The 18039-nt window shown below is 69.9% G+C and carries 8 protein-coding genes, 2 rRNA genes and 1 pseudogene (1 of these 11 only partly in view); 8 read left to right on the forward strand and 3 right to left on the reverse strand.

Features of this window, described 5'->3' with window-relative positions:
- Positions 1–71: 71 nt before the first annotated feature.
- Positions 72–1340 (reverse strand): NAD(P)/FAD-dependent oxidoreductase, encoded by a 1269-nt coding sequence (locus A6F73_RS34795; RefSeq protein ID WP_063352330.1) that lies wholly within the window; start codon positions 1338–1340, stop codon positions 72–74.
- A gap of 578 nt (positions 1341–1918) precedes the next feature.
- Between A6F73_RS34795 and A6F73_RS34800 the strand changes: the two genes are divergently transcribed.
- From A6F73_RS34800 to A6F73_RS34830, 8 genes and pseudogenes are all read left to right on the forward strand, one after another.
- On the forward strand, positions 1919–2413 hold the full coding sequence (locus A6F73_RS34800; protein WP_063352331.1) for a cupin domain-containing protein: 495 nt from the start codon (positions 1919–1921) through the stop codon (positions 2411–2413).
- A 126-nt stretch (positions 2414–2539) separates the two neighbouring features.
- The gene (locus A6F73_RS34805; protein WP_063352332.1) at positions 2540–3628 is read left to right on the forward strand and encodes a hypothetical protein; all 1089 of its coding nucleotides are present in this window, start codon (positions 2540–2542) and stop codon (positions 3626–3628) included.
- Positions 3629–3956: 328 nt separating this feature from the next.
- Positions 3957–7145, forward strand: a complete 3189-nt coding sequence (locus A6F73_RS34810; RefSeq protein WP_063352333.1) for a DUF6603 domain-containing protein — start codon at positions 3957–3959, stop codon at positions 7143–7145.
- Between the two features lie 7 nt (positions 7146–7152).
- Positions 7153–9426: a hypothetical protein gene (locus tag A6F73_RS34815; protein ID WP_063352334.1), complete on the forward strand. Its 2274-nt coding sequence runs from the start codon at positions 7153–7155 to the stop codon at positions 9424–9426.
- Positions 9426–12932, forward strand: coding sequence for a hypothetical protein (locus A6F73_RS44250; protein ID WP_159398697.1), 3507 nt, complete (start codon positions 9426–9428; stop codon positions 12930–12932). The genes A6F73_RS34815 and A6F73_RS44250 overlap by 1 nt, the downstream gene beginning before the upstream one ends.
- A 65-nt stretch (positions 12933–12997) precedes the next feature.
- Positions 12998–14416: a hypothetical protein gene (locus tag A6F73_RS34825; protein ID WP_063352336.1), complete on the forward strand. Its 1419-nt coding sequence runs from the start codon at positions 12998–13000 to the stop codon at positions 14414–14416.
- A 124-nt stretch (positions 14417–14540) separates the two neighbouring features.
- Positions 14541–14659: pseudogene (locus A6F73_RS41045) on the forward strand (hypothetical protein); the annotation flags it as partial.
- 388 nt (positions 14660–15047) lie between these two features.
- Entirely contained in the window at positions 15048–15572 is a 525-nt protein-coding gene (locus A6F73_RS34830) for an RICIN domain-containing protein (RefSeq protein WP_063352337.1), read from the forward strand.
- Between the two features lie 96 nt (positions 15573–15668).
- Here the strand turns inward: A6F73_RS34830 and rrf are convergent.
- Together rrf and A6F73_RS34840 are read right to left on the reverse strand one after the other, a co-directional pair.
- Positions 15669–15785, reverse strand: a 5S ribosomal RNA gene (gene rrf / locus A6F73_RS34835).
- A gap of 87 nt (positions 15786–15872) precedes the next feature.
- Positions 15873–18039, reverse strand: a 23S ribosomal RNA gene (locus tag A6F73_RS34840) (it continues 954 nt past the right edge of the window).

The raw sequence follows: 18039 nt of genomic DNA on the forward strand, positions 1-18039 counted from the left end.
CAGCCCGTTCCTGACGAGCCGTCACCACGGGTGGACCGCAATCCAGGACCAGGACTCGCCCCTCCCGGCCGTCAGCTCTGCCCGACCCGCTGTCGGCCGGTTCGCCGGGAGGCGGCCACGACAGAGAAGGCGTACTCCCGCATCCGGAGCTCGTAGTCCCGTACGCCGTCCACCAGCGGCGCGCCGGAGGCCGCGGCCCCGGCCAGGGTCCGCGTCAGCTCGGCGGCGTCGCGGATCGCGGTGTTCGCGCCCATCGCCAGCACCGGACTCATGGCGTGGATCGCGTCCCCGAGCAGGGTGACGGGGCCCGGCTCCCACGGCGGTACGGGGCTCGCCGTGGAGATGCGCAGCGGGAACAGCGAGTCGGTCTCCCAGCGGTCCAGGAGGCGGTGCACGTCGGGGTGCCAGTCGTCGCCCACCAGGCGTCCGGCCAGCTCGCGCAGGGCGGGGCCGTCGAGACCGCGCAGCGCCTCGAACGAGGGCATGGCGGGGTGGTCCGCCGGCGCTCCCACCAGGCAGGCGACGTAGTCGCCGACGGGGGTGAGGGGGACGGGCGGTGTGTGTGCCGGGCCGGCGGCGCCGGGAGGGCGGGCGAACCGCACGGGCCCGAACCCGACGTGCGGACTTCCCGGCCCACCGGTCACCACGGTGAAGATGCTGTCGAACACCCATGGCGGCAGCGCGGCCGCCTCCGCCCCTCCGGCCCCTCCAACCCCGGTATCCGGCGCATCCGGCGCATCCAGCGGGATCCTGCCGTAGATCAGGCGCAGTCCGGCGTCCTCGACCCGGGCGTGCGGCAGCAGCTGTCGGCGTACTGCCGATCCGACCCCGTCGGCACCGACCAGGAGGTCGGCGCTCGCGCTGCGGCCGTCGGCGAACCGCGCGGTGACCGTTCCGTCCTGCTCCCTCTCCCAGCTCAGCAGTTCCGCGCCGTAGCGCACGGTGTCCGCCAGGCCGGAGAGCAGGATCTGGCGCAGCGTCGGCCGGTTGAACGCGTACGAGCGGTACGGGCGGTACGGGCGGGCCGTGCCGTCGGTGGGATCGGGGCCCGGCGCGGTGGGCCGGTCCGCGAGCGTGCCCAGTTGGCGGTCGCGGACGGAGACCCGGGCGGGCGGCGAGGCCGCGGTCGCCAGGCCCAGCCGGAAGAGGTGCTCCGGCAGGCAGCGTTCCAGGCCCGCGAGCCCGGGTTCGTCGAGCTGGACGCGGTAGCCCTGCGGCCTCGCGTCCGGGTGCGGGTCCCGCTCGTACACGGCGACGTCGAAGCCGCGGGCGCGCAGCCCGTGGGCGAGGGTGAGGCCGCCGAGTCCGGCGCCGGCGATGATGACACGGTGCTGGTGCACAGTCTTCTGCCTTCGTTGTGGTCACGAAGGAAGCACTGGGGTTCCGCGAAGGGAACAAACACCGCGAGGGCGCCGCTCAGAAACACCATTCAGGAGCGATTTTTCGCGCATTCCGTTGATTCTGGGCCCACAGTAGCAGCGAGCCGCAGGTGGAGGGGATCCACCGGTATTCCGGTCCGAGGAGGGTGGTCCCCGGGAGTCACACGCAGCGGGGTGCCGACCCACCGCTCGGAACAGCCCGCCAGGACTTCTCGGCGCGCAGGTCCTCCAGTGCCCGCACAGGCCCCGCCCCCGTAGCGGGGGCCATCGCCAGGCCGCTGCGGGTGCGCCGACGGCCGCCTCGGCGCACCGTGGACCTGTGGGCCTGCGGACGTCTGGGTCATCTTGGGCTGCGAAGAGCCGGTGGAACCGCCGGGCCCACGCCGCGCAGGGTGCTCCGGCCGTGATCGGCGCCGCCGGGCCGAGCGCCGCCGCCCTGTCCGGCACCCTCGGCAGCCGGCCGGCTACACGTCGCTTCGGCACCGAGGGGACGGACCACCACCGACCAATCACGCGATGCCTCGAAAGGGAAATCCGCCATGTCCTACCCAATAGCTCATTACTGGGGCGAATCGGGCGAGAATACGGCAAATCTCCGATTCGGCGCCGCCACGCCGGACGTGTTGATCGGCGCGGGGGGCACAAGAGTCCACTACCTGGTCGACACGCCCTCCGCGAACAAGACGTTCGGCCTGTACCGATTGGACATGGGGCCCCGGCCGACAGGCCCCGCTCCACACTTCCACCGGACCATGTCCGAGTCGTTCTTCGTCCTGTCCGGGATCATGCGCCTGTACGACGGTGAACGGTGGATCGACGCCGAGGCGGGTGACTTCCTGCACGTGCCGGAGGGCGCTGTGCACGGCTTCCGCAACGAGTCCCACGAGCCGGCCTCGATGCTGATGCTCTTCGTGCCGGGCGTGCCACGTGAATCGTTCTTCGAGGAAATCTCGGAGATCGCGGCCGAAAGACGTCCGATGAGCGAGGCGGATTGGGCGGAACTCTACGGCCGGCACGACCACTTCCTGCCCTGACCGGCCCGTCCGGCCGGGGGGTTGGCTCGAACGACGACTCGGGCGATCACGCACTGACGTTCGGTCATGTTTCCGTACCGAGGGGTGTATCGAGCTGTTGGTCGGCCATGGTGGCAGGATGCCCGGGTGGATGGGATATTGCGTGCCGCTGCAGAGCTGTTGGACACGGAGCTGTCCGAGCCCGTCGACTTGGGCGGAAGCCGGCGCAGCACGGTGCTGCGCTGCCGGACCGGTTCCGGGGAGAGCGTGATCGTCAAGGCCTACACCGACGAGCCGGAGGCCCGGCGCTGCTTTGCCGCGGAGGCGGCCGGGCTCTCGTTCGGTCTTGCCGGCCCCGAGGTGCTGGGGGTGGACCCGAAGGTCCCGCTGCTGGTCATGGCGGACCTCGGTGATTCACCGACGCTGGCGGACGTGCTGCTGGGAAGCGACGCGAAGGCCGCCGGGGAAGGCCTGGTGACCTGGGCGCGCGCGCTTGGGCGGCTGGCTGCGAAGTCGGTGGATCGGCGAGTCGAGTTCAGGCAGTTGTGGGCCCGGTACGGCACGGGGATGACCGCCTGGGATGACGAGCCGTGGATCGCGCGGAATGTGGCTGCCCTGCCCGCGGTGCTCGACGCGGTCGGTGTCGCGGCTCCCGCCGGGCTGTGCGAGGAACTCGCTCGCATGGGAACGGCGGGCGGGGAGGAGTATCCGGCGTTCACCCCGGGCGACACCTGCCCTGACAACAACCTGCTCACGCCGCAGGGGCTGCGGCTGCTCGACTTCGAAGCCGCTTGCTACCAGTCGGTGTTCCTGACGGCCGCGTACTGCAGAACGCCGTTCTCCACCTGCTGGTGCGTCTTCGTCCTGCCGGCGGGGATCGCCCGGAAGGTCGAGGAGGCTTACCGGGCGGAGGTCGTCGCGGTGTACCCGGCGCTGGCCGAGGACGCGGTGTGGCAGGCCGGGATGCGGCAGGCCGTCGCGGTCTGGACGGTGAACGCAACCGTGCGCCTGCTGCCGCAGACGGTGGAGGACGGACCGATGCACAGGACACGTCGACCCGTGGCGACCAGGCGCCAGGTCCTCAGGCACCGCTGGCACGTGGCGAGCACGCTCGGGGAGTTCCCGGCGTTCGCGCAGACCGTGCGGCAACTGCTGCGCAAGGCCGCCCGGGAGTGGGATGTAGCTCCGCTGCCACACTATCCCGCCTTCCGGGCCGCGGGGGCGGGCAGGACCTAGGGCGGCGGGAAGCTCGACGACACCTGTCGGACTCGGCCGTAGGCGATGCGTATCGGCCAAGATCGGATCGTTCCGTCACTATCCGCGCATGCCTTGGATACGCTGCGACAGTCCCTGTCGGACGTGCACTCCGGGCCTGGCGAGTCAAGGCCCCTGGTGTGCACGGCCGTTGTCGCCCTGGTTGGTCCAGGGGGGCTCAATTGTCATGCCCCGAACCGAAATGGGCCAATGACGGGGACGCCCGGCCGGTCGGGCAGGCCGGCCGGTCGGGCAGGCCGGGGGGCCGGGACCGGATGGAACACAACCAGGGCGGGAGGCCGACGGGCTGATGACACTGAGCATCGACGAACTGCGGCAGCGGCTGGCAGGCAGCCAGGGCAAGACATTCGAGATCACCGGCGAGGAACTCGGGGCGGCCGACCTGGTCTCGCGCCATCTCGGCGATTCGCTGAAGGTCGGCAAGGCGACCACCGACCGCGACGCCCTGACGGTCCACGGCACCGCCGCGCTGGGGGCAGCGACCGGCCTGCCGGTCACGGTGGCCTTCACGGCCGACGCCGACGGCAAGCAACTCGTCGGCTTCGACATCGCGTTCACCCTGAGTCTCTGGACCTTCACCACGGCGGCAGCGACCGAGAACTTCACCTACCTGTCCAAGTTCGGCTTCACCCAGCCCAGGTTCGTCCTGCGCAGCGGCGACGTCGGCGCCGTCCTGGGCTGCACGCTCAACGGCGCCGCCTACCGCCTGCCGGTCGACGGCGACGGCCCGTTGACGCCGGATGGCGACGGCGGCGGCGAGCTGCCGGACGTCACGCAGTCCTTCGGCTGCGCCCTGCCCGCGGACCTGGGCTTCAACCTCACCGACGTCTGGCTCCGCTACGACCAGGGCACGAAGACCCTGGTGCTGTCCGGGAGCGCCGCCCTGAGCGGCGGAGCCCCGGCCTCCAGCGTGGCCTGGGCGCTGCTGATCCAGGACCGGGGCGACGCGGGCAGGCGCTACCTCGGCGTGGTGCAGGCAGCCGTCAAGCTGTCGCTGTCCGGGCTGCCGATCATCAAGGCACTGGTGCCGCCGGCCAACGACCTGGTGATGCAGCACGTGGCCCTGCTGTTCATCACGGAGGGGCTGGACGACACCGAGGTGGCGGACCTCAACAAGGCCCTCAAGGCGGTCAAGGCCGACTTCCCCGTGGGGAACGCGCCCGAGCTGCCGGCCGGCCCGCTGGACAGCGGGGTCACGGCGTCCCTGGCCTACGACCTCGGCGGCACGCCCCGGGAGGCCGTGAAGGTCCGGCTCGGCGAGGCCTCGCGCACCTGGACCGCCCTGCCGCAGGACAAGGGGCCCAGCGGCAAGGCCGACCAGCCGGCGAAGGCGGAGTCCAGCGGCCCGTTCCGGCTGGGCAAGCTCAACCTCGGCTACGCCAAGGGCACGATCCAGGTCACCGCGGACTTCAGCATCAACGCCCACGCCCTGACGTTCGAGGCGAGCGGCTTCGGGGTCAGCATTCCGCTGGCCGACCCCGGCAAGGCAACCCCCGTGCTCAAGGGCCTGGGCATCAGCGCGAAGGCGGACCCGATCGCGCTGGGCGGCGCGCTGCGCACGAACCCGACTCCGGACTGGCCGGTGCGGTACGACGGCGACGGCATGCTGACGGCGCCGGTCATCAGCGTCGGGATCGCCGGCTCCTACGCCCGCAAGGCGGACGGCACGCTCTCGCTCTTCCTCTTCGGTCAACTCGGCACCGGCACCAACCCGGAGGCCGGCTTCGGCCCGCCGCCCTTCCGGGTCAAGGACGTCTCGCTGGGCTTCGGCTACCACAGCGAGGTCCGCGTCCCGGCGCTGACCGAGGTGGACACCTTCCCCCTGCTCAACCTGACCGGCGGCGCCGACTCGACCCCGATGAAGGTGCTGGACACGCTGACCGGCGGGCTCAAGCCCTGGGTCGCGCCCAAGGACGGCGAGATCTGGGTCGCGGCGGGCCTGCACTGGACGATGTTCGAGCTGGCCGACTTCCGTTCCATGGCACTGGTCGAGTTCGGCGAGTCCCTGGTGATCGCGCTGCTGGGGCTCGGGGAGTTCGACTTCCCCAAGCTGACGGCGGCCGAGCAGAAGGCGGGCAAGGATCCGAAGGTGGCACGGATCCAGATCGCGGCCGAGGCGCTGTACCGGCAGAGCGAGGGCCTGCTCTCCCTGACGGCCCAACTGACCGACAAGTCCTACATCCTGGACAAGAACTGCAAGCCCACCGGCGGCCTCGCGCTCTGCGTCTGGGTGCCCCCGAGCCCGCACGCCGGGGACTTCGTGGTCTCCGTCGGCGGCTACCACCCGGCGTTCGTCAAGCCCGGCCACTACCCCGCCGTGCCCCGGCTGGGGATCAAGTGGTCGATCAGCAACACCCTCACCCTGACCGCTCAGGCGTACGCGGCCATCACCCCGCACGCGGCGATGCTGGGCGGCGCGCTGGCGCTGGTCTTCGACACCGGTCCGCTGCGGGCCTGGTTCACCGCGCACCTGGACGCGCTGATCCAGTGGTCGCCGTTCTTCTTCGACGTCGCTATGGGCGTCAGCATCGGGGTGCGGTTCTCCATCCACGTCTGGTTCGTCCACATCACGATCAGCCTGGAACTCGGCGTGGACGTGGAGCTGTGGGGCCCTCCCATCGGCGGCAACGCCACCGTCCACCTGTGGTTCATCAGCTTCCACATCGGCTTCGGCAAGAGCCGCCCGGACCACCTGCCGCCCGTCCCCTGGACCGACTTCCAGTCCCAGCTGCCGCCCAAGGCACAGGGCGTGCAGGCCAATCCGGTGGCCGGGCTGTCCTGGAAGCCCACCGACCCGTCGTCCCTCGCCCGGGTGGGCAACGACGGAACGGACGCCGGCCCCTGGTACGCCTCCACCCACGGGTTCAGCTTCGTCACCTCCTCGGCGGTGCCGGCCAGCAAGGTGCTCTTCGGCGGCGCCGCCGTGACGCCGGACGAGGACCCGCTGCACATCCGCCCGATGCAGCAGGGCGACCTGACGTCCACCCACAGCGTCACGATCACCAAGGACGGCCAGCAGGTCGACCACTCCGGCTGGAGCGCCGAGCCGGTACGCTCCAACGTGCCGCAGTCGCTGTGGGGCCCGGGCGAGAGCTCGCTGAACGGCACCGGGCTGCTGCCCGGCCGGCTGACGGGCCTGACGGTCACCGTCCCGGCACCGGCCCTCGGCGGACAGCTCGCGGTCGCGCCCGGCGTCCTCGACCTCGACCCGCTGCTGCCCAAGGGCGCCCTGCCCCTGGACGCGGGAGCGGCCGCCGTCGGCCCCGTGGCACAGACGAGCACGCAGACCGTGGCCGCCATCACCGCCGCCGACAGCGGCATCGCCGCCCCCTCGACCGCCACGAAGCGCGAGGCCCTGCGCACTCAGCTCGGCGGGCTCGGGTACCTGCTCGACCCCGTCGGCCCGCTGAGCGGCTACGCCGACCTCGCCCGCGGCGACCTGGCCGCCGAGCCGCTTCTCGTCCCGACCGGAAAGTGACCACCTGATGCTCAGTCAAGATTCCGGAACCGCCAGCGGCCTGGAGTTCCACGACAGCCTCGTCCCGGCCCTGGAGGCGGGGACCTACCAGATCACCACCGGGCACGCCATCGACGGCCTGGACACCGGCGACTACTTCGCCACGCCGGTGGTGCGCACCCTTGAGGTGCAGGCCGCGCGGTTCGCGCTGCCCGACGGCGCGGTGCACGGGGTGTACCCCACCGACGGCGCCACCGGCACCTTCGACCAGCTGCTGCCGCACATCACCCTGGACACCCCGCCACTGCCCTGGGAACGCACCCTCACGGGGGCGCCGCCCACCCCCGGGCAGCCGGCCGTACCGTGGCTGGCGGTGCTCCTCTTCGCCGAGGGCGAGCTGCCGGGCGACCCGTCCGCCACCGGCCGCACCGAGACGACGACCGTCGCCGACCTGCTGAACACCCCCACCACCGAGGCCATCGCCCCCGCGCTGACCGACGTCGAACAGCCGGACCAGGCCACCGAGTGCCGGACGATCGACGTCCCCCCGAAGCTGTTCGCCGCGATCGCCCCGCGGACCGGGGAACTGGGCCGGCTCGTCCACCTGCGGCGCGGCGAGGACGAGCCCAGCGGGGCGCGCTCACGCAGCGACCGCACCCGGGCCCGCTCGCTGCGCGGCGTCCACCGCGCCACCCCGCCCCGCTGGTGGCACACCCTGCACGACGACCCGTCCTACGAGGGCCTGCACGCGGTGGTCGTGGGCAACCGCTTCCCCACCACGACCGGCGGCCAGTACACGGCCCACCTGGTCTCCCTGGAGGGCTTCGCCGCGTACCTCGACGGCAGCACGGTGGCGAGCGCGCCGCTGCGCCTGGTCTCGCTGCGCTCCTGGTCGTTCCGCTCCCTGCCGGACTCCGGGGCGCACTTCGGCACCCTCGTCGAGAACCTGGCCGCACCCGGCAGCCAGGACGCCGCCGCGCTGGGGCTGCGGCTGCCGCCGAACGGCGCCACCGGCGAGGCCGGCGACCGGCTCACCCAGGGCTACACGCCGCTGGCCCACCAGCTCGACTCGGGCGAGCAGAGCTACGCCTGGTACCGGGGCCCGCTCACCCCGCTGCCCGCCCAGCCGCTCCCGCAGACCGTGGAGCACAGCGCGAACGCGGACGCCCGGCTGGTGTACCTGGAGGAGCACGGCCTCTTCGACGTCAGCTACGCCGCCGCGTGGACCCTGGGCCGCTCCCTCGCGCTCGCGGACCCGCAGTTCCCGCCCGCGCTGATGGCCTGGCGCACGGTGGCCCGGGCCGGCGCGGGCCGGATGCTCGCCGCCCGCGGCCGCGCCGGCAGCGGCAGCCTCGCCGGCAGCCGGGCCGCGACCGACCACGCGGGCGCACCCGCGGCGATCGGCGCCCGCCCGGCCCGGCGGGCGTTCGAGGCGAGCACCCTGGGCGGCCTCGCCCACACCCTCACCACCGCGCTGGCGAGCCCGCTGGACCAGGCCGCCGCCGGCCGGCGGCTGGCCCAGGCGCGACCGGCGGCGCCCCTCCAGGCCGCCGCGCCGTGGCTGCGCGGCCAACTGGCGCGGCCCGAGGCACGCGAGGCACTGCGGGCGGCGACCGCCGACGCCGCGAACCCGGTGCTGGACTGGCTGGACCGCCTGGCCCTGCTCCACCCGGTACCCCTGGAACAGCTCGTACCCCGCCAGGAGCTGCTGCCCAACGAGAGCCTGCGCTTCTGCTACGTCGACCGGGCCTGGCAGACGGCGCTCATCGACGGGGCGCTGAGCATCGGCATCTCCGGCAGCCTGGACAGCGACCTCAGCACGCTGCTGCACGACGCCCTCACCGACCTGCCCGCCCGCCTCTCGGGCTTCCTGGTCCGCTCCTGCCTGGTGCCCGGCTGGCCCGCCCTGCGCATGCACCTGTACGCCGGCGAGGACGAACTGACGGTGCTGCGCGCCGACACGGTGGGCGAGGACGTGCTGCTGGTGCTGGCCGACGGCATCGTGGACCGGCTCGTGGTGGCGGAGCCGCCCCAGGGCCTGCACTTCGGCATCCAGGACGGCGACGTCCTGGACCTGCGCAACCTCAAGGGCGACAACATCGGCACCACGCTGCCGGGCGTCCAGCTGACGCAGGTCAGCGGCTACCTGAACCCGGACACCCGGGTCCTGGACGTCACCCGGATCGGCGACGCCATCACCACCGCCCTCGGCGACCACGCCCAGGCAGGCGGCCTCAGCGCGGCCGGCTGGGCGATCCAGATGGTCAAGGCGGCCCAGCAGATGACCTTCCAGCGATCCTGATGAAAGCGAGCACCATGCCGAACGACGACAAGGGACCGCTGATCGTCCCGGTCCAGGTCGACGCCCTGGCGGTCAACGACGAGGTCCGCTTCAGCGTGCCGTTCATCCGCTGGCAGGCCAACTTCAACCTGCTGGCGCAGAACCTCCCGCCCGAGGGCGAGCCCTTCGACAACAACCTGGCCGCGCACTGGGACACCGACACCGCCGCGGGCGGCGTCTACCTCCAGTGGCAGCTGCCCCAGGCCCTGCGCAACGGCGCGCACGACCCGGACACCGGCGACACCACCTTCCCGCTGGTGCCCAACCGATGGCTGGTCGTCCGCTACAGCGGCCCGGCCACCGCCCGCACCGCCGACTCCTGGGTGATCGAGAGCGACTGGCTGCCCGCCGACGGCGACACCGCCACCGGCACCACCCCCTACCTGCGCCCCGGCACCGCCAAGAGCGTCCACATCGGACGGCGCACCGCCGCCACCAAATGGCAGGGCGAGAGCGACGGGCCGGACCCGTACGTCACCGCCGCCGGACCGGGCCTGCTCACCTTCTCCGCCTTCCAGCCCTTCAACGAGAACGTGCTCTCCCTGCACGACGACCTCACGGGCGTCGCGGACCAGGACACCCTCAGCTACCTCGTCACCGGCTGGTACTCCGCACCCGGCGCCGACCCGCTGCACGAGGCGACCAGCCTGGCCGACCTCGGCTGGGCCCTGGCCGCCGACCCCACCGCCGACACCCCGCCCACCGACCGCACCCTCTACACCGGTCAGGTGCTGGGCCTGAACTGGGAAAAGACCGGCAGCGTGCCCGCCTCCGACCGCCCCCAGGGCGTGGACGTGGACGTCGCCGTGGGCAACAGCTCCGTCGACGCGCTCACCGCCCTGCTGGTGGCCAAGGGCACCGACGCCGACGACGCCGCCCGGCTGGAGGCACTGGCACACGGCCTCCTCGACGGCCTGGACGACGCGGGCACCGAATCCGTCGACCAGTCCATCCACCGCGCCTGGTTCGGCTCCACCCACGGCGGCTACACCTGGGACCTGGTGGACGGCACCGCCAGCGCCGAACTCTGCGCCCGGCTCAACACCGACCAGGCCGCCCACGACGACCAGGTGCGCCAACTGGCCGACACCCAGTGGAAGTTGTACGGCGCCTGGTGGCTCAACCGCCTCGACGACGTCCCCGACGCCTACACCGACACGCTGCCCGCCACCCTGAAGCCCAGCGAGCAAGGCAGCCTCGCCGCCCGGGTCACGGCACTGGCCGCCGACATCGCCGCCCGCCGCGACCCCCGCTCCGGGCACCAGCAGCCGATCCCCTGGGGCGCCACCGACGAGGACCTCGCCACCGCCGCCCAGGCCTACCTGACCGCACACGGCGCGGACCCCGCGACCTGCACGCTCAAGCGCTCCCCACTGGGCGAGTTCCACCACGCGCAGGACCCGGTGGTGCTGCTGAACGGGATCAAGACCCCGACCCCGGCCGACCTCACCGCCGCACTGCCCTGCCGCACCCCGGACCAACTGCTCACCCGCATCGACCTGGGCAGCGGCCCCGCCCCCGCCCCGGCCACCGTGCCCGGGCCGGCCCTGACCCACCTGCCCGAGGCCGCCACCCTCGCCACCCTGCTCGGCGAGTTCTGGCTGCTCGACCAGGCCCAGGCCGCCGGCACCCTCGCCGACGCCGTGGCCCACCCCGACCAGCGGGTCACCGGCACCCTCCCCGCCCTCGGCACCAGCAGCTGGCGCCAGCCCTGGAAGCCGCTCTACCTGCTCTACGAGCTGTCCTACTACCCCATCCCGCACGACACCTCCGACGGCGACTGCTGGCAGTTCGACGGCACCCGCTACCACTGGACGAAGACCGGCCCGGCCGACCCGCCCGTCTACCAGTCCTACACGGGGCGGATCTACCTCACCCCGCACGCCACCTTCAACCTCGCCGCCCAGATCAAGCAGTACCGCGCCACCCACCCCGACGCGCCCCAGGACGAGCTCCAGCAACTCGCCGACCAGGTGGCCGGCTGGGACCTGCTCAGCCAGGCCCTCGACGGACTCACCCCGCGCATCACCCTGCGCGACCCGGCCCTCGCCGCCCACCCCGACGACGCCAATGGCCTGGCCACCCTGATCGGCTCCCAGTACCAGAGCACCCCCGTCCCCGGCGCCCTGCCCTCCCGCAACGGCAAGTGGCCCGCCTCGGACTTCCCGCACCTGCGCGCCGGCCAGTTCTACTTCAACCGGATCGCCGTCGTCGACCAGTTCGGCCAGGTCACCGACCCGATCAACCCGCAGGGCAGCGGCAGCTCCACCGACAACGACAAGAAGCACCTGGTGCTGGCCGACAGCGTGCGCCCGGACGACGGCGCGACGATCCTGCCGGAGTTCCCCTACCGCTACGCCGAACTGCGCCCCCGCCTCCTGCAAGGAGCCCGGCTCCGCTTCGACGCCGTCAGCGCCACCGACGACAGCCAGGTGCTCGACCTGCACGCGGGCGTCAACCCCGTCTGCGGCTGGCTGCTGCCCAACCACCTGGACGCCGCCCTCGCCGCCTTCGACCCCGACGGCGGCGCGCTCGGCCAGTGCCGGACGGTCTACACCGACAGCGGCCAACAGCAGGTCGTCTGGGACGCGGCACCGGGCTCCGCCTACCCCACCCTGGACAGCCTCGCCCCCGGGCTCCCGCACCTGGCCTCCTTCCTGACCGGCCTGCGCGACGCCGGCCCGGCGGCCCTGACCGCCACCCTGAAGGCCATCGACGAGACCCTCTACACCGTCAACCCGCTCGGCGGCTGGGACGACACCACCATGACCGTGCTCGCCGGGCGGCCCCTGGCCCTGCTGCGCACCCGGCTCGCCCTCGAACTCGACGGACCGCCGGTCATGGACCCCAGCTGGGAACAGTGGCAGTACGTCCTGGACCCGAGCAGCACCGCGCCCCGGCCGGTCTCCCTGGACTACCGGTGGGGCGTGCGGCTCGGCGCCCTGGAGAACCTCGCCGACGGCCTGATCGGCTACACCAGCGGCGACGACTACACCACCCTGCACACCGTCCACCTGCCGTCGGACGCCCCGTCCTACCTGGCCGGCATCGGCACCGGGTTCCCGCTCACCACCGCCGGCACCCCGCAGTACCTCACCCTGCTCGCCGACCCCCGGGGCGCCGTCCACGCGGTCAGCGACATCCTGCCGGTCTCCGTCTTCACCGTGCCCGCCGAGTTCGTCAGCACCGCGCTCTCCCGGATGGAGGTCTCCTTCCGCCTCAGCCCGGTCCTGACCACCCCGCAGGGCGTCACCGGCGCCGACGGCAGCCCCGCCACCGGCTGGGTCCTGCCCCGCCCCCCGGCCCGCCACGGCAACTGGAGCTGGGCCGAACCCACCACCACCGGCTGGCAGGACAACCCGCTGGCACCCGCCGGCACCCCCGGCCACATCCCGACCCCGACCGCCCCCCTCAGCGCCCGCACCGGCCGCCTGCGCCTGCGCGGCGCGGTCGCCGACGAGCAGTGACCACCGGCCCACGCACCACCGATCCACGGACCACAAACCCACGCACCACCGACCCAGGAGCAGCAGTGTTCGTCCGCGCCGGAGCCAGCGCCTCCACCGCCCTGAACTACCTCGTCACCACCGCACCTTCGCCCCTGGAGATCACCCCGGCGGACACCACGTTCACCCCGGCCACGATCTCCGTCACCGCCGCCAACCCCGGCCCCGACCCGGTCCGCGTCGTCTCCGTCAAGTTCACCCTCGTCGCAGGCACCGGCGCCGGCGCCCTCACGGAACACCTGGACCAGATCCACGCCACGGTGACCCCCGGCGCCGACTGGACCTTCGCCCGCGGGGACGACGGCACCTTCCTCGCCGTGCCCACCGGCGACCAGGGCTACGTCGAAGTCGCCGACAAGGCCGTGCTGTTCGAGCTCACCGACATCGACGTCAACGGCGAGATCGGCGTCACCACCCTCGACATCCTGGAGAGGACCCAGGACGACGAGGGCGACACCTCCAAGGGAACGGCCGAGTTCCAACTCGGCAAGTGCTTCCCGGGCTTCCAGTTCAGCGACCTGACACCCGCGTTCCTCGACGACGGCCACACCACCGTGACCAACGGCAACACCGTCACCCTGACCTGGACCGCCTCCCACGGCGCCGCCTACACCATGCTCCACGAGAACAAGTCCTACGACGTCACCAACACCCGCACCTGGACCTCCCCGACACTCACCCGCGACGCCACCTTCCACCTGCGCGCCAGCCTCACCACCGACGGCCACACCGTCACCCACTACCTGCACACCAACGTCACCGTGGACAAGCCCGACCTCACACTCGGCACCCTGACGGTGAACGGGGACGCCCAGGTGTCCGGGCAGAGCAACGTCCAGGGCCTGCACTGCGCACAGACGCTGGAGGTCGGCGGTGAGATCCACGTCGCAGGGACCGTGTACGGCGGCGACCGCACCAAGCCCGTGACCCTGTACGGCGCCCATGTCACCAACAACCTCACCGTAGACGGCAACCTCAGCGCCATCGGCGCCGACGCCACCGTCCGGATCCGGGACCTGCGAGGCCCTTCCAGCGTGAAGCTCAGCATCAACAGCGACACCGAGATCCTCACCGGAAACAGCGTCACCATCGCCGACGCCCTCACCGTCGGCGGACTCCTGACGGCCAACGGGGACCTCGACGTCTGGTACAGGGACAACAACGTGCAGAAGATGACGACGTCCGGCGTCACTGGCGGCGTGAAGTTCCTCGGCCCAGTCGTGTTCAACAACTGCACCATCAACCAGGGCGACTGGACCAAGCTCAAGAACTTCAGCGATGGCCAGGCCAAGTTCCACATCTGGAACACCATGTACACCGACGAGAACAAGGAGGCGGTCGTCTTCGTCTACGACGGCAAGGGCGACCACCGCAACGTGACGGCCGACTTCGGCAGCCCGGGCGTCGGGCACAAGGGGCAGACGTTCCGATTCGATTTCGCGTAGTACGGCGGCCGGGCGGGTTGAGCCAGCTGAACTGTCTCCCGATCGGACAGGCCCTGGAACTCTCCTGAGCCGGCACCGCGATGGCCTGCGGGACCGAACCGCGCGGCGCCCGGCCCACCCTGGGGCCGGGCGCCGCGCTGCTCAGGCCGGCTTCGACGGCGTGGGGATCCACGCCGCCCACGGCTACCTGCTCTCCCGGTTCCTCTCCCACTGGTGAACACCCGCACCGACGCCTGGGGCGGCTCACCGGCCCGAAGCGGCGTAACCACGCCCCGGCACGGCGCACACCACCCCGTCCGCGCCTTGGCTTCGACCCCGGCGCGCCCGCGCCGGACCTTCACCGAGCAGACCGAAGGCCTGACGTTCCGTTACGGCCGTCGCAGTGCCACGGCACCCATGAAGGATCGCTCAGCCGCCGCGCTCCGGTCTCTGCCCAAGTGGTGACCGGGTTTCAAACCATATGTCGCCCTATGGAATGACTGTGGTTCGTGCCCGGGCGTGTCGCAACTGACCGCTGCGAACCTTGCCCATACCAGGCAGGACCTGCCGGCTACACCTTCCGGCAGGCCTGCCCACGTCCGACCACCCCACCGAGAGCCGACACCCGTCGGTGCACCTGCGGAGGTACATCATGTCCCGTTCCACCACCGCGCTCGCTGCCCTGGCCGCCGCCGGCCTGATCGCCCTGACGGCGCCCACGGCTGCCGTCGCCGCGCCCCGCGTGGCCACCAACACCATGTGCCTGGACGTGGGCGGCTCCCGCAACAACGGCGACCACGTCAAGATCTGGCAGTGCCAGAGCCCCGGCTTCGGCAACCAGAACTTCGTCATCGACAGCGGCCAGATCAAGGTCAAGGACACCATCGGAACCGGCCGAGAGATGTGCCTGGACGTGGGCGGCTCCCGCAACAACGGCGACCGGGTCAAGATCTGGCAGTGCCAGAACCCCGGCTTCGGCAACCAGAACTTCGTCATCGACAGCGGCCAGATCAAGGTCAAGGACACCATCGGAACCGGCCGAGAGATGTGCCTGGACGTGGGCGGCTCCCGCAACAACGGCGACCGGGTCAAGATCTGGCAGTGTCAGAGCCCCGGCTTCGGCAACCAGAACTTCGTCATCGACAGCGGCCAGATCAAGGTCAAGGACACCATCTGACAGGCCGGCGCGGGGCACGGTGATGGCCGTCGTGTGCCCCGGAAATGCAGAGAACCCCCATCCGGTTTCCCGGATGGGGGTTCTCTGTGAATGATTGTTCGGCGGCGTCCTACTCTCCCACAGGGTCCCCCCTGCAGTACCATCGGCGCTGTAAGGCTTAGCTTCCGGGTTCGGAATGTAACCGGGCGTTTCCCTCACGCTATGACCACCGAAACACTATGAAACTGTCAACCGCACCAACCCCGTAGCCAAACGGGTTGGGGTCGTTGTTTCAGAACAACACAGTGGACGCGAGCAACTGAGGACAAGCCCTCGGCCTATTAGTACCGGTCAACTCCACCCCTCACAGGGCTTCCATATCCGGCCTATCAACCCAGTCGTCTACTGGGAGCCTTACCCTCTCAAGGAGGTGGGAGTGCTCATCTCGAAGCAGGCTTCCCGCTTAGATGCTTTCAGCGGTTATCCCTCCCGAACGTAGCCAACCAGCCATGCCCTTGGCAGGACAACTGGCACACCAGAGGTTCGTCCGTCCCGGTCCTCTCGTACTAGGGACAGCCCTTCTCAACACTCCTACGCGCACAGCGGATAGGGACCGAACTGTCTCACGACGTTCTAAACCCAGCTCGCGTACCGCTTTAATGGGCGAACAGCCCAACCCTTGGGACCTACTCCAGCCCCAGGATGCGACGAGCCGACATCGAGGTGCCAAACCATCCCGTCGATATGGACTCTTGGGGAAGATCAGCCTGTTATCCCCGGGGTACCTTTTATCCGTTGAGCGACGGCGCTTCCACAAGCCACCGCCGGATCACTAGTCCCTACTTTCGTACCTGCTCGACCCGTCAGTCTCACAGTCAAGCTCCCTTGTGCACTTACACTCAACACCTGATTGCCAACCAGGCTGAGGGAACCTTTGGGCGCCTCCGTTACTCTTTAGGAGGCAACCGCCCCAGTTAAACTACCCACCAGACACTGTCCCTGATCCGGATCACGGACCCAGGTTAGACATCCAGCACGACCAGAGTGGTATTTCAACGACGACTCCACAACAACTGGCGTTGCTGCTTCAAAGTCTCCCACCTATCCTACACAAGCCGAACCGAACACCAATATCAAGCTATAGTAAAGGTCCCGGGGTCTTTCCGTCCTGCTGCGCGAAACGAGCATCTTTACTCGTAATGCAATTTCACCGGGCCTATGGTTGAGACAGTCGAGAAGTCGTTACGCCATTCGTGCAGGTCGGAACTTACCCGACAAGGAATTTCGCTACCTTAGGATGGTTATAGTTACCACCGCCGTTTACTGGCGCTTAAGTTCTCAGCTTCGCCTGGACGAATCCAAGCTAACCGGTCCCCTTAACGTTCCAGCACCGGGCAGGCGTCAGTCCGTATACATCGCCTTACGGCTTCGCACGGACCTGTGTTTTTAGTAAACAGTCGCTTCTCGCTGGTCTCTGCGGCCACCCCCAGCTCTGACAGCAAGTGCCGTCACCAGGAATGGCCCCCCTTCTCCCGAAGTTACGGGGGCATTTTGCCGAGTTCCTTAACCATAGTTCACCCGAACGCCTCGGTATTCTCTACCTGACCACCTGAGTCGGTTTGGGGTACGGGCCGCCATGAAACTCGCTAGAGGCTTTTCTCGACAGCATAGGATCATCCACTTCACCACAATCGGCTCGGCATCAGGTCTCAGCCTTAATGAGTGACGGATTTGCCTATCACTCGGCCTACACCCTTACCCCGGGACAACCACCGCCCGGGCTGGACTACCTTCCTGCGTCACCCCATCGCTCACCTACTACAGACTTGGTTCAGCGGCTCCACCACGTCCCTTTGTCCGAAGACTCCGGGCCGGCTTCACGGCCTTAGCATCACCTGGTTCAGCGTTGGCGCTTCAAAGCGGGTACGGGAATATCAACCCGTTGTCCATCGACTACGCCTGTCGGCCTCGCCTTAGGTCCCGACTTACCCTGGGCAGATCAGCTTGACCCAGGAACCCTTGGTCAATCGGCGCAAGAGTTTCCCACTCTTGTATCGCTACTCATGCCTGCATTCTCACTCGTATACCGTCCACGACTGGTTTCCACCGCCGCTTCACCCGGCACACGACGCTCCCCTACCCATCACAGCAGGCGTTGGCCCTTCATGCTGCAATGACACGACTTCGGTGATGTGCTTGAGCCCCGCTACATTGTCGGCGCGGAATCACTTGACCAGTGAGCTATTACGCACTCTTTCAAGGGTGGCTGCTTCTAAGCCAACCTCCTGGTTGTCTCTGCGACTCCACATCCTTTCCCACTTAGCACACGCTTAGGGACCTTAGTCGGTGTTCTGGGCTGTTTCCCTCTCGACCATGGAGCTTATCCCCCACAGTCTCACTGCCACGCTCTCACTTACCGGCATTCGGAGTTTGGCTAAGGTCAGTAACCCGGTAAGGCCCATCACCTATCCAGTGCTCTACCTCCGGC

The sequence above is a fragment of the Streptomyces sp. MJM8645 genome (genome assembly GCF_001625365.1).
Taxonomy (GTDB): domain Bacteria; phylum Actinomycetota; class Actinomycetes; order Streptomycetales; family Streptomycetaceae; genus Kitasatospora.

What these genes read in the sequence shown, in the direction of transcription:
- A6F73_RS34830 (WP_063352337.1), top strand. Translation starts at nt 15,048, where the DNA reads ATGTCCCGTTCCACCACCGCGCTCGCTGCCCTGGCCGCCGCCGGCCTG.
- A6F73_RS34810 (WP_063352333.1), top strand. Translation starts at nt 3,957, where the DNA reads ATGACACTGAGCATCGACGAACTGCGGCAGCGGCTGGCAGGCAGCCAG.
- A6F73_RS34800 (WP_063352331.1), top strand. Translation starts at nt 1,919, where the DNA reads ATGTCCTACCCAATAGCTCATTACTGGGGCGAATCGGGCGAGAATACG.
- A6F73_RS44250 (WP_159398697.1), top strand. Translation starts at nt 9,426, where the DNA reads ATGAAAGCGAGCACCATGCCGAACGACGACAAGGGACCGCTGATCGTC.
- A6F73_RS34815 (WP_063352334.1), top strand. Translation starts at nt 7,153, where the DNA reads ATGCTCAGTCAAGATTCCGGAACCGCCAGCGGCCTGGAGTTCCACGAC.